Genomic DNA, 12,401 nt, shown 5'->3' with positions numbered 1-12,401 from the left:
GGAAAATGCGAGTTTGTGTCTGCTCGGCGGGGAAAGTCACCACCATGCACCTGGACGAGCTGACTTGGTTCGTCGTTCTCGCCGAGACCCAGCATGTCACCGACGCCGCGGCAGAACTCGGCATCAGTCAACCCACTTTGTCCCGCGCTCTTGCCCGCCTTGAGGAAGAGCTGGGCGTGCCACTGTTCGACCGGGTCAACCGGCGGCTGCGGCTCAACGGCTACGGTGAGATCCTGCTCGAGCACGCCCGCCGCGCCATTGCCGAAATGCGTTCGGCCACAGAGCGGATCGCCGCATTACGCGATCCCGCTACCGGCACCGTGCGGCTGGCTTTCCTACATTCACAGGCCAGTTCGTTCGTGCCGGATCTGCTGCGCCGGTTCCGTGCCGAGGCGCCGCGCGTCCAGTTCAGCCTGGTCCAGGGCGCCGCGCACGAGATCATCGAGCGGCTGGCCAACGGACAGGCCGATCTGGCGATCACCTCGCCGCGCCCCGACGGCTACCACTGGCGTGGGCTGTACATGGAGCGGCTGTGCCTGGCGGTTCCCCGCGGCCATCGTCTCGCCTCCCGGGCCCGCATCCGGCTGGCCGACGCCGGGGATGATCCGTTCGTCGCGCTGGCCCCGGGCTTCGGGCTGCGCCAGCTCACCGACGAGCTGTGCGCCGAGGCCGGTATCGAACCGCACGTGGTGTTCGAAGCCATGGAGATCCCCACCATGGAAGGCCTGGTCGCGGCGGGCTTCGGGGTGGCCGTCGTCCCGGTGCCGAGGCCCGAACGCGCCGAGCCGGGAGCCGTCTATGTCCCACTGGCCCAGGGTTCGGCCAAGCGGCAGCTCGGGCTGGCCTGGCCCGCCGAGCGGGCCTTGCCACCGGCTGCCGAGAAGTTCGCGCAGTTCGTCATACGTTCTACGCATGATGTTGAGTAACTCGATGCATTGGACACATCTGAGGTAGCTGCTTAACGTCGTGGTAGTGACTGCCTCAGCGATTGCCTGGACCGGGCATCCGCGTGGCTCGACCGACTACCGCCGACTATTGGCGGCACTGTTCTGCGCGGGAGTGGCGACCTTCGCACAGCTGTACTCACCGCAGGCCGTGCTGCCACTGATCGCGCGAGATCTCGGCACGGGCGCCGCGGACACCGCGCTGGCCGTCTCAACCGCCACGATCGGCCTTGCCGTCGGTGTGCTCCCGTGGGCGGCGCTGGCCGACCGGATCGGTCGAGTGCAGGTGATGACGATATCGGTCACCGCGGCAACGGTTCTCGGGCTGTTGGTGCCGTTCTCGCCCACCTACGAGCTGCTGTTGGGCGGACGGTTTCTGGAAGGGCTGCTGCTCGCCGGGGTTCCCGCTGTGGCCGTCGCCTACCTCACCGAGGAGATCAACGCCGGGCACGCCGCCCGGGCGGCAGGCACCTACGTCGCAGGCACCACCATCGGTGGGCTCGCAGGGCGATTGGTCACCGGCCCGGTCGCAGAGTTCGCGGGCTGGCGTGTCGGCGTCCTGACGGTGGCGGTGCTGTGCGGACTGTCAGCACTTGCCTTCATCAAACTCGCCCCGCCTGCCCAGGGCTTCACGCCCGCACGCACCCAGCGCGACCTGGCCCGGCGGCTGCTCGTGAACCTGCGCTCACCACGCCAACTCGTGCTGTTCGCCCAGGCGTTCCTGCTCATGGGCGGCTTTGTCGCGATCTACAACTTCCTGGGGTTCCGGCTGATTGCCGCGCCGTTCCACCTGCCACAAACCGTGGTCAGCCTGGTGTTCCTTGCATATCTGGCCGGCACCTGGGCCTCGGCGCGGGCCGGCGCTGAGGCCTCCCGACTCGGACGCCGGACCGTGCTGCTCGCCTCGATCGTCACGATGATCGTCGGCGTCGCCATCACGCTGAGCAACAATGTGATCGCCGTGCTGGTGGGCCTGGTGATCGCCACCGCCGGCTTCTTCGGTGCGCATGCCATCGCGTCCGGCTGGGTCGGCACCGAGGCCGACGACAGCAAGGCTCAGGCGTCCTCCCTCTATAACCTCTTCTACTACGGCGGGTCCAGTGCCGTCGGCTGGTTCGGTGGCCTCGCGTTCGACGCGGCGGGCTGGACCGCGGTGGCAGGCACCGTCATGGGTCTCGCCGCGCTGGCTGGTCTCCTCGCTTTGACGCTGCGCCGCTGAAGGCCTTTGACGCGTGTCATATCGTGACGGGCATGGACTTCGCGATGTCGGCCAAGGCCGCTGACTACCACAAACGGCTCACCGACTTCATGACCGAGCACGTGATCCCGGCCGAGGCTTCCTACCACGCCTATCGCGACGACAAAGGCGCAGGAGACCACACGGTGCCGCCGGTGGTCGAAGAGCTCAAGGTCAAGGCGCGCGAGCAGGGGTTATGGAATCTGTTCCTGCCGTCGGAGTCGGGGCTGAGCAACCTGGAGTACGCACCGCTGGCCGAGCTTTCCGGGTGGAGCATGGAGATCGCCCCCGAGGCGCTCAACTGCGCGGCACCCGACACCGGCAACATGGAGACGCTGCATCTGTTCGCCACCGAGGCTCAGCGCAAGCAGTGGTTGGAGCCGCTGCTTGCCGGGGAGATCCGCAGTGCGTTCGCGATGACCGAGCCCGCCGTTGCTTCCTCGGACGCCCGCAACATCGAGACGACGATGCTGCGCGACGGGGCCGACTACGTGATCAACGGCCGTAAGTGGTGGATCACCGGGGCCGCCGACCCGCGGTGCAAGCTCCTCATCGTGATGGGCCGCACCAATCCCGATGCGGCTTCACATCAGCAGCAGTCGATGATTCTGGTGCCCGTCGATACCCCCGGCGTGGACATCCAGCGCTCGCTGCCGGTGTTCGGCTGGCAGGACCAGCACGGGCACTGCGAGATCGTGTTCGACAACGTGCGGGTGCCGGCCGAGAACCTGCTCCACGAAGAGGGCAGCGGGTTCGCGATCGCGCAGGCCCGGCTCGGCCCGGGCCGTATCCACCACTGCATGCGGGCCATCGGGGCCGCCGAACGTGCCCTCGCGTTGATGGTCGACCGGGTGCAGAAGCGAATCGCGTTCGGTAAGCCGCTGGCCGAGCAAGGCGTGGTGCGCGAGTCGATTGCCAAGTCCCGCAACGAAATCGATCAGGCTCGGCTGCTGTGTGAGAAGGCAGCGTGGACGATCGATCAGCAGGGCAACAAGGCCGCCCATGTCCTGGTGTCCCAGATCAAATCGGTGGCCCCGCAGATCGCGTGCAACGTCATCGACCGAGCCATCCAGGTGCACGGCGCCGCGGGTGTCAGCGACGACGTTCCGCTGGCCCGGCTGTATGCCTGGCACCGCGCGATGCGGCTGTTCGATGGGCCTGACGAGGTTCACATGCGCACCATCGCGCGTGCCGAGCTCGGCCGGGAGAAGTCCTCCCTGACTGCGGCGGTAATCGGACGGTGAGCGAAATCAACGGAGCCACAGTGAATCTGGCGGGCGCATGGAACTTCCGGGACGTCGCGGAGGAAACCGGGATCCGACCCGGACTGCTCTACCGCTCCAGTGAGCTGAGCCGACTCTCCGACGACGGCCGCGCGGTGTTCCGCAGGCTCGGAATCACCGACGTCGCCGACCTGCGGTCACATCAGGAGGTGCAGCGGCGCGGTCCGGGGCAGGTTCCCGACGGCGTCGCGGTGCACCTGCTGCCGTTCCATCCCGACGATGACTCCAACCAGGACGCGCCGCACGAAAGCACGTTCCAGCGGGTGATGTCCGAGTCACCCGGGGACGAGGACGTCAGCCAATCGGCCCGGCGGTACATGACCGAGGTGTACGAGGAGTTCCCGACACTGCCCGGCGCGCATGCCGCTGTGCACGAGGTGATCTCGTTGCTGGCCGCAGGCAAGCCGGTGATCGCGCACTGCTTCGCCGGTAAGGACCGGACCGGGTTCACCGTCGCGACCGTGCTCCAGAGCGTCGGCGTCGACCGCGACCACGTCATCGCCGACTTCCTGCGCAGCAACGACGCGATCCCCGCCCTGCGCGGGCGGATCATGGATTCGGTGCGAGCCCGCTCCGAAGATGCACCCGAGATCATCACGTTCGCCGAAGCGCGACTGACCGACGAGGTGCTCGGCGTGCGCGAGGAGTACCTGACGGCCGCCTGGCGCAAGCTGGAGGAGGCCTACGGTTCGGTGACGGGCTTCGTCGAGGCGGCCGGGGTCTCTCCGGAAGACCTTGCGGCCCTGCGGAGCAGCCTCCGGGGCTGACCCCTTGGCCGAAAAGCGTTTAGGCCGCGGATCACTGCTCAATATTGACCGCAACCCGCGGCGTAACGAGTTATCCACAGGCCGTCGGCCGGGTCTTGTAAACGCGGCGGGCAGTCGACGAGCATCGAAGGCGTGGACATCGACCACGTGCTTCGAGATCAGGCGGGGGTGATCTCGCGTCGACAGGCCATCGATGCGGGACTGCAGCACCACCACATCCGGAGATTGCTTCGGCGCAACGAGTGGGCAAGGGTCCACGACGGCGTGTACGTCGATCACACCGGACCGTTGTCCTGGCTTCAACGAGCCTGGGCCGCAGTGCTTTATGCGGCTCCAGCGGCGCTGCACCTTGAGTCGGCCCTGCAGGACGAAGGCTCTCTGATCCATGTCGCCGTTTCACGACACCGGTCGAACCTGGCAGAGCCGGCCGGAGTTCGCATTCACCATCTGGCGCATCTTGAAGAGCGGGTGCTCTGGAACGTTGGTCCGCCGCGGGTGCGTTACGAGGAGGCCGCCCTTGACGTCGCGTGTCGGGCGATGTCCGAGTTCGACGCGATCGCGGTGCTGGCCGACGCCTGCCAGTCGCGGCGCACCACCGCCCAGCGCCTGCTGCGGGCCCTCGACGCACGCCGACGCATTCGCCGTCGCCGCTGGCTGCGGGCGGTACTGGTCGACATTGCCGAAGGCACCTGCTCGGTCCTCGAGCACGGGTATCTCACTCGCGTCGAGCGGGCGCACGGGCTGCCCCGGGCCATCCGGCAGAAACGGTCGACCTCATCGGTGGGCGCCTGCTATCGCGACACCGAGTACGGCCAACGGCTCGTCATCGAACTCGACGGCCGCCTGTTCCATGACTCGGCGGCCAAACGGAACACGGATTTCGAGCGGGATCTCGACGCCGCGGTCGACGGTCGCTCGACGATACGACTCTCCTATCTCCAGGTGTTTGACCGACCGTGCCGGACAGCTGCGAAGATTGCTCAGGTGCTGCAGCGCCATGGGATTGCCGTCGATGGCCACGCCTGCGGGCCGGGGTGCGAGTTCACCGCACTCGACATCGCTGCCTGAAACCCCGGTCGCAACAAGGCCGCGGATCACTGCTCAATATTGACCGCAAGCCGCTGCGCAATGTCGCTCCACACGTCACGCTTCTTCGAGCGCTTCGCCGACTTCTTGGGCAATACGGCTGTGCTCGTTGTGGATCAGCACATGTCCGGCCCCCAGCACCAGGGCGACTGGCCACTCGATGATCTCGGTGGCCGCGAGGATGCCCAGTGCGCCGTAGTACGCCAGTTGTTCCGGGCGCGGCAACCGAACCCGACCGACGACCGGCAGCGTCACCGCGAAACCCTGCGCATCGCGCACCCGCTGCACCGCGTCGCGGTGGCTGGTTGTCTGCCGTGAGTCTTCGGCCATTCGTCGCCTTTCCGTCATGTCGTTTTCGACGTCTCGACACCTCGACTCCCCACCGTGGGAAGCGTGACAGCTGATCCGTTGACCGACGTCGTGACCCGCGTCCTTGCCATCCCGTTACGGGAGCTGTATGCGGTGTTGTGGCGCTGCGGCGTCGTCGACATCGACGACTGAAGCACCGGCTGGAAGCGCGCCACCAGCCTCGGTGCGACGGCAGCGACCCCGGTCGCCACGCCGGCCGCACCCAGTGCGTTCATCCATCCGATCGGTCCCAGTGGTGTGCAGCCGAGCAGCTGACTGATTCCCGGCGTGCTGATCAGCGCCCCGAGCGACACCAACGATCCCGCTGCGGTGGTGACGACCAGGGGACTGTGTGAATCGAGCAGCGTCTGCGCCAGTTGCGTCGAGACCAGTGCCACCAGCGCGACAGTCGATGCGCGGCGCGGCGCCAGGGTAAAGCCGGCCAACAACCACGCGCCGGTGGCCGCGCCGGCAGTCGTCGCTCCGCGGATCGCCACATTTCGCCACAACAACGAACGATCGGGACCGTGACCGCCGACCTCCGTCGATGCCGTGGTCGGACTCACCGCCAGCGCCGCGGCCGGAAGCGCGTCCGTCATCATGTTCACCAGCAGCAACTGCCTGGTGTTCAGCGGGGACCGGCCGGTCAGCGCACTGCCGACGATGGAGAACACCACCTCGCCCGCATTGCCACCGAGCAGTACCGACACTGCCGCCTGTACGCGGCGCCACAGCTGACGCCCCTCGTCGAGTGCGTCGACGAGCGAGCCGATCCGGCCGTCGAGCAACAGAACATCTGCTGAGCTACGGGCCGGGTCACTGCCACGCGAGGCGACCCCGATGCCGACCGTGGCCGCCCGGATGGCGGCGGCATCGTTGGCGCCGTCGCCGACCATCGCACACACCTGCCCGGTGCGTTCGAGCGTCTGCACGATCTGGACCTTGTGTTCCGGCGACATCCGCGCGAACACCAGTCGTTCCCGCACTGCCCGCTCCTGGCTGCGCCGAGGCATGGCGACCCATTCCTCACCGCTCATGACCTGTTCGGAGGTGACCGGCATACCCAGTTCGGCGGCGATCGCCTTGGCCGTGACGGGGTGGTCCCCCGTGATGAGCCGCACGCCGATCTGCTGGCGCCGCAACGACTTCAGCAGAGCCGCGGACTCCGGGCGCGGCGTGTCCGACAACCCCACCAGACCGGTGAGCTGCAGCTGCTCACGACACAGCGCGGCGAACTCGTCGGATTCGGCTCGCGCCCTTGCGGATTGCGCCGGGGTCAGGCCCCGACGTGCGACGGCGATCACCCGCAGCCCACTGCGCGCCATCTCGTCCACCGTGTGCTCCACGGCAGGGTCCAGCGAGCCGCAGGCCGCCAGAACCATCTCCGGTGCACCTTTGATCGACAGCTCGTCACCGATCACCGAGGCCGAGAACTTCCGGCCCGAACGGAACGGCAGGTAGGCGACATCACCGGTGAGATCACGGGTTTCGTCGGCGCCTGCCTCGGCCATCGCCGCGTCGGTGGCGTGTTCGTGGTGATCGCCGTTCTTGGGCGGGGTCGCGCGGGCCGCGCAGGCGAGTACCTGCTGCCGCGACGATCCGGCCACCGTGTGAACGTGGGAAACCCGCAGCCGGTTCTCGCTGAGCGTGCCGGTCTTGTCGAAGCACACCACGTCGACTCGGCCGAGTGCCTCGACCGACCGTGGACTGCGCACCAGCGCCCCGGCGCGGGTCAATCGGCGCGCCGAAGCCTGTTGCGCCAGTGTCGCCACCAACGGCAGCCCCTCCGGTACCGCGGCCACCGCGACCGCCACACCACTGGCCACCGCATCGCGCAGCGGCAGGTTGCGCAGAATGCCGAGGCCGCTCACCAGCGCACCACCGGCCATGCTGTACGGCATCGCCCGCGTGGTCAGCTCGCGTAACTGAGTCTGCAGGCCCACCGTGGGACCGTCGCCACGCCCGACCTCGGCGGCACGACGCGCCTGGGTCTGTGTGCCCACCTCGGTGACCACGGCGACGGCGGCACCGGTGACCAATGTCGTGGTGGCGTGCAGCATGCAGTGGCGCTCGGCGAGGACGGCGCCCGGCGTGGCGTCGACTTGTTTGGGCACCGGCAGTGGTTCACCCGTGAGTGCGGCTTCGTCGGCCTCGACGTCGAGCGCCTCGATGATTCGTGCATCGGCAGGCACGACCTCGCCGGGGCGCACTTCGATGATGTCACCCGGCCGCAACCGGCCAGCCGGGACGCTTTCGTATCCGCCGTCGACAACCCGGCGCGCGGGCGGATCCTGAACCGCGAGCAACCGTCGAAGCAACCGTTCGGCCCGAACCTGTTGGGTGGCAGCGAGTATGGCGTTGCCGGTGAGGACCGAACCGACGAGTATCGCGTCGACCGGGGAGCCGAGCAAGGCGCTGGCGGCCGAGCCGACCGCGAGCACCGGTGTCAGCGGATCGGAAAGCTCACCGCGCAATGCACCGATCAATTCTCCGGCCTGTCGACGTGCCGAGTCACCCACCCTCATTACTGCTGTCGGAGGTGATTCCTGCTGCAGCGCAGTCGGTTCCCGCGCAGCAAAGTGGTCCCGAACCTGGTCGGGCGTCATTGCGTGCCAGTCCTCGACGGGTGCCGGCGTCGGCTCCGAATCAAGCAGAACGCCACGGGCAAGCCAGAATCCGGTGGCAAGCCCCACCGCGGCGCCCGCCGTAACCGGACCGGGTCCGAGGCCGCGGACACCAGGGACCATCAACAGCGCGCCGAGCAGCGACCCGCCGGTGGCAAGTTCCACACCGCGTTCACTGGCCCGCCGGGCCGCCGGCACGGCATGCATGATGCGCCACACCGCTGCGAGGTCACGAGCCAGCAGATCGGCGTGCCACGGCGTACTCCCGTGCGCGGTGAGTAATCCGACGGCGAGATCGGCGGCACCGAGCGCACGCGCGGCATCCACCGACAGCACGGCCACTGTGCGGTGGTCGCGCTGCAGGGCGTCGACGGCCCCGGCCAGGGCCGCATCGACATCCCCGTCGGCCGGATACAGATCGTCGAATGACGAACGTAGATCACCGAGTCCGTCGACATCGAGCGATACCGCTTGCGCACCTGCACGACGGATCTCGCCGAGCACGCTGTGTGCCTGTGGATCGTGCGCGTTGCGCACGAGCACCCGCCCACCCAGATCCGGTGCGTGCCACCCGGCCTGCAGGGCGCCTTCATCGAGTTGGCGCTGTGCCCATTGCCATACCGCGGCCCGGTCACGCTCCGCTACGTCGCGAAACTCGCCGACCCGCAGTTCGTCGGTGACCAGTACCCTCGGGTCGACGACGACTGCGTCGACACGGTCGAGCACGCGTAAAGCGCTGGGCCGCAACGGCACGACGTCGTACCGGTCGGCCAGCCCGCGGCCCAGCGCGCTGGCGAACGCCTCTCGAGCGTTGCGCGCCGCTTTGGGCGCAGCCACCACGGCGGCAGTGGCAGCGGCGCTGGGACTACGAGTCAACAAGCCCACCGATCCGGCGGCCAGACCCTGAGCACGCGCGCAGCGCTCGGCGTGCCGTTCGACCACGCCGGGCGGCAAAGGATGCGGCCGTTCTGCCGGCCTTGCGGTGTCCAGGCATTCGGCATCCACCGCCAGTGCGGGTTCGTGAGCGGTCCAGGAGTTCGATGCGGCCACGGCCTCACCTACCTCAGCGAGGTGGCGGACGAACTCGACGGCGGCCGCCGCGGGCGCCTGAGTGAGCCCATAGATGGTGGCGGCGCCGATGGCCAGCGCGGCGTCGGCGGCTTGCGTGCCGAGCCGGGCTTCGAGCAGCGTCCGCACCTTCGGTTGGTAGTCGGCGACCACGACTGCTGCGGTCAGGCCGCCGGGCAACCTGGGCCACATCAACACGCGGCCGGCTGCGGCAACGAAGACCCCGACGCCGTTCGCGGCGGCGGCGAGTGTCTTTCCGGCCAACATGATTCCGTCGCCCGGCAGGTCGATCGGCCGCCCGGGCTGGTCGGCGGCCTGAGTCTCGGCGGCCGCCACGATGTCACACAAGTGCTTGCGATCGGGTGGATCGACGTCTTCATCGGCGACCTCGATCACGATGCGCGCCAGTGGGTAGTTGAGTTTCGCCGAACGGACCCCCGGCTCGGCTCGGACCGCTCGCTGGACCGCAGCACCGATCCGTTCGCCGTTCTCACTGTGCAGTCCGCGCACCTCGATCCAGCATCGGCCGGCGCCCTCCCAGGAGCGTCGTGCGGGCACCCCGCCGACCAACTCCGCGGCCGCAGTGCGCGCCGCCTGGATCGTGTCGGGCGACGCCAATCGCACGGCAAGACCAACGGGGCGGGTCGCGACCCGTACCCCCGTGCCGACTGTCAGGACGACGGGCGCCGCGGCCAGGACGGCCGCGCGCTGAACCACCCGCCCGATTCCGCCGATCACTTAGCGGTGCGCCGGGCCGAGGAGGTGGCGGCCTTGGTTGGTGTCGAACGCTTGGCAGGCGAACGCTTGGCGGGCGACCGTTTGGCAGTCGACCGTTTGGCAGTCGACCGTTTGGCAGTCGATCTTGGCGCTGCCTGCGTTCGGGGCGGCTCGTCGGAGTGGCCGTCAGGCGTCCGATGGCTGAGTTGGTGCACGACCAGCGCTGCGCCGCCAACCGTCAACAACACCGGCCATTCGATGAGGCCCGCGGTGCCGACCGCGGCCATCGTGGCGGCCGCGGCCACCGGCGACCGGCTGCCCTGGTTCAAGCCGTCGCGGATCCCGGCGCCGGTTCCTTTGATGCCGCCGACGACGCCGTTGATCGCCGCACCTCCGACTGCTCCGGCCACAGCTGTGGTGGCGTCCGCGGTACGGGTGACGGCCTGCACGACGCCTGAAACGATGTTCATGATCGGACTCCTCACGTTCATCCTGTGGTCAGTACCCGATAACGGCGCGTTCTACACGCGCGTAAACGAAGTCGGGACTTGTCGCGAGAATCCTTTGCAGGACAAGGTTTTCGCGTGCTACCCGCGGGGGTGTGCGGCCGTGAAGGTCACGCGCACGTCGTCTGCCACCTTCATCGCGCCCATCAGCATCGGGTACTGCTTGATGCCGTAGTCGGTGTGGCGGACGACGGACTCGCCGGATATCCGCCACGAGCCGCCGAGATCCTCGACGTGGACGTCCACGACGTGTTCTGCGGCGCGGCCGTTGAGCTCGAGTGTGCCGGCGAGCCGACAGGAGTCGCCATGGCGTTCGATGTCGTCTGATCGGAAGCGCACCTGTGGGAAGCGTCCCGCCCGCAGCGACTTCAACGCGTTGGCCCGCACCAACGACTTCTCCGGACCGGACAGTGGTGTCATGCCGCCCTCGCCCCGCACGACGTCGAAGGAATCGACGTCAACCGTCAACTCGACCTCGGACGGATCGTTTCCGGTCCAGCGCACCGTGGCACGCCACGATCGCATCTCGATGGTCAGGCGATGGCCCATGCGCGCAGCGGTGCCGGTCACGCCGGTGTGGATGAACAACTCACCGGTGGCGTCGTCGAGCGTCCACGGCTCCGTCATGACGTGACGTAGACCCCCGCCACCCACGCGATCGTGGCCAACAACGCTCCGGTCAGCTCGACGCCGACCGACAGCGCCACGCCTTTGACTGCGTGCACCGTCGACGCCCACGCCCGCTTGGTATCCCGGCGCGATCCCAACTCGGCCAGGTACACGCCTGCCACGAAGCCGATCAGCAAGCCTATGACCGGGATGACGAAGAATCCGATGACGCCGAGCACGCCGCCGACCACCAGGCTCCGCGTGCGGACCTCGGCCGCCCGCATGCGTCGCACCGGCCACAGATATTTGATCACCAGGGTCGCGACGAAGAGCACCGTCGCGACACCGAGCGTCACCCACGAGGCGGTGTTGTTCTCGACGACCGCCCACACCGCGATCGCCGCGAACACCAGTAGGCCACCGGGCAGGATGGGCACCACGATGCCGATCAGCCCGACGGCGATCGCCACCGCGACCAGGACGATTCCGAGTGCGCTCACGGCTTGGACCCGCGAACCCACTGGATGAAGCCCAGGCTTTTGGTTCGCACCCCGACCAGACCCAACTCGTCGAAGGTGTCGCCGAGTTCGTCCTCGTGGAACAACCGGGCGCCGCCTCTCGACAGGAGCTTGAGCCCCGCGCCGTGTCCTGCGGTGGGCACCATGACGGCCATCCGGCGGCCGGGCCGCAACACCCGCACCATCTCCGAGAGCGCCGCAGCAGGGTCTGGGATCAGCTGCAGTACCGCAAGTGAGACCACCGCGTCGAAACTCTCGTCCCGGAACGGCAACTGTTGGGCATCCGCGCGCACGAAGCCGACCTGGCGGCCCGCCTCAGCTGTGACCGCGCGGGCCAGCATCGGCTCGGAGATGTCGACGCCCAGCGCTGTTCCGTCCAGGCCCGCCGCCCGGGCGAGCGCCGCGGTGATGTTGCCGGGCCCGCTACCGACGTCGAGCGCGATGCCCCCGGGCGGGATGTTCAGCCAGTCGATGGGTGGTCGCGATACCGCGAGCAGCCGGCGGTTCAGGAGTTGGGCGCGGTCGTAGAGCATCGACCCGACCGGTGACGCCCACGCCTTCTGGATGAACCCGGAGTTTTTCGGGGCCGCGCTGCCTGTGCCCAGCAGGTCGAGGTAGCCGCGGCTGACATCCGGATCGGCCGGTGGATCGGTGAGCAGGTCCAGCGCCTTACGCAGTGCGATGTCCACGCTTC

At 68.3% G+C, this 12,401-nt stretch carries 11 protein-coding genes and 1 pseudogene; 6 read left to right on the top strand and 6 right to left on the bottom strand.

Features of this window, described 5'->3' with window-relative positions:
- Positions 1 to 44 precede the first annotated feature (44 nt).
- The 5 genes from ABQF30_RS14590 to ABQF30_RS14570 all read left to right on the top strand — a co-directional run bounded on the left by ABQF30_RS14590 (position 45) and on the right by ABQF30_RS14570 (position 5,299).
- Positions 45 to 926 carry a LysR family transcriptional regulator gene (locus ABQF30_RS14590; RefSeq protein ID WP_448464805.1) on the top strand — a complete coding sequence of 294 codons (882 nt, stop codon included), beginning with the start codon at positions 45 to 47 and terminating at the stop codon, positions 924 to 926.
- Between the two features lie 46 nt (positions 927 to 972).
- Positions 973 to 2,163 carry an MFS transporter gene (locus ABQF30_RS14585; RefSeq protein WP_448464803.1) on the top strand — a complete coding sequence of 397 codons (1,191 nt, stop codon included), beginning with the start codon at positions 973 to 975 and terminating at the stop codon, positions 2,161 to 2,163.
- Between the two features lie 32 nt (positions 2,164 to 2,195).
- Positions 2,196 to 3,425: an acyl-CoA dehydrogenase family protein gene (locus tag ABQF30_RS14580; protein ID WP_448464801.1), complete on the top strand. Its 1,230-nt coding sequence runs from the start codon at positions 2,196 to 2,198 to the stop codon at positions 3,423 to 3,425.
- Between the two features lie 5 nt (positions 3,426 to 3,430).
- Positions 3,431 to 4,231: a tyrosine-protein phosphatase gene (locus ABQF30_RS14575; RefSeq protein WP_448464990.1), complete on the top strand. Its 801-nt coding sequence runs from the start codon at positions 3,431 to 3,433 to the stop codon at positions 4,229 to 4,231.
- A gap of 132 nt (positions 4,232 to 4,363) precedes the next feature.
- Entirely contained in the window at positions 4,364 to 5,299 is a 936-nt protein-coding gene (locus ABQF30_RS14570; RefSeq protein WP_448464799.1) for a type IV toxin-antitoxin system AbiEi family antitoxin domain-containing protein, read from the top strand.
- A 75-nt stretch (positions 5,300 to 5,374) separates the two neighbouring features.
- Here ABQF30_RS14570 and ABQF30_RS14565 read toward each other — a convergent pair whose 3' ends face one another.
- Positions 5,375 to 5,647 (bottom strand): hypothetical protein, encoded by a 273-nt coding sequence (locus tag ABQF30_RS14565; protein ID WP_448464797.1) that lies wholly within the window; start codon positions 5,645 to 5,647, stop codon positions 5,375 to 5,377.
- A gap of 54 nt (positions 5,648 to 5,701) precedes the next feature.
- Between ABQF30_RS14565 and ABQF30_RS14560 the strand changes: the two genes are divergently transcribed.
- Positions 5,702 to 5,818, top strand: coding sequence for an Rv1535 domain-containing protein (locus ABQF30_RS14560; RefSeq protein WP_448464988.1), 117 nt, complete (start codon positions 5,702 to 5,704; stop codon positions 5,816 to 5,818).
- Positions 5,819 to 5,868: 50 nt separating this feature from the next.
- Here ABQF30_RS14560 and ABQF30_RS14555 read toward each other — a convergent pair.
- The 5 genes and pseudogenes from ABQF30_RS14555 to ABQF30_RS14535 all read right to left on the bottom strand — a co-directional run.
- Positions 5,869 to 8,190, bottom strand: a pseudogene (locus ABQF30_RS14555) (cation-translocating P-type ATPase); the annotation flags it as partial.
- Positions 8,191 to 10,091: 1,901 nt separating this feature from the next.
- Positions 10,092 to 10,544 carry a hypothetical protein gene (locus ABQF30_RS14550; RefSeq protein ID WP_448464795.1) on the bottom strand — a complete coding sequence of 151 codons (453 nt, stop codon included), beginning with the start codon at positions 10,542 to 10,544 and terminating at the stop codon, positions 10,092 to 10,094.
- Between the two features lie 117 nt (positions 10,545 to 10,661).
- Positions 10,662 to 11,207, bottom strand: coding sequence for a YceI family protein (locus tag ABQF30_RS14545; RefSeq protein ID WP_448464793.1), 546 nt, complete (start codon positions 11,205 to 11,207; stop codon positions 10,662 to 10,664).
- A complete protein-coding gene (locus tag ABQF30_RS14540) occupies positions 11,204 to 11,689 on the bottom strand; it encodes a DUF456 domain-containing protein (protein ID WP_448464791.1) in 486 nt (161 codons plus the stop codon). Before ABQF30_RS14540 ends, ABQF30_RS14545 begins: the two co-directional genes overlap by 4 nt.
- Positions 11,686 to 12,396 (bottom strand): methyltransferase domain-containing protein, encoded by a 711-nt coding sequence (locus tag ABQF30_RS14535; RefSeq protein WP_448464789.1) that lies wholly within the window; start codon positions 12,394 to 12,396, stop codon positions 11,686 to 11,688. Before ABQF30_RS14535 ends, ABQF30_RS14540 begins: the two co-directional genes overlap by 4 nt.
- Positions 12,397 to 12,401: the final 5 nt, after the last annotated feature.

This window comes from Mycolicibacterium sp. XJ870 (genome assembly GCF_053483975.1).
Note: the sequence above shows the minus strand (reverse complement) of the source record. Positions and strands in the feature narration are given on the sequence as shown.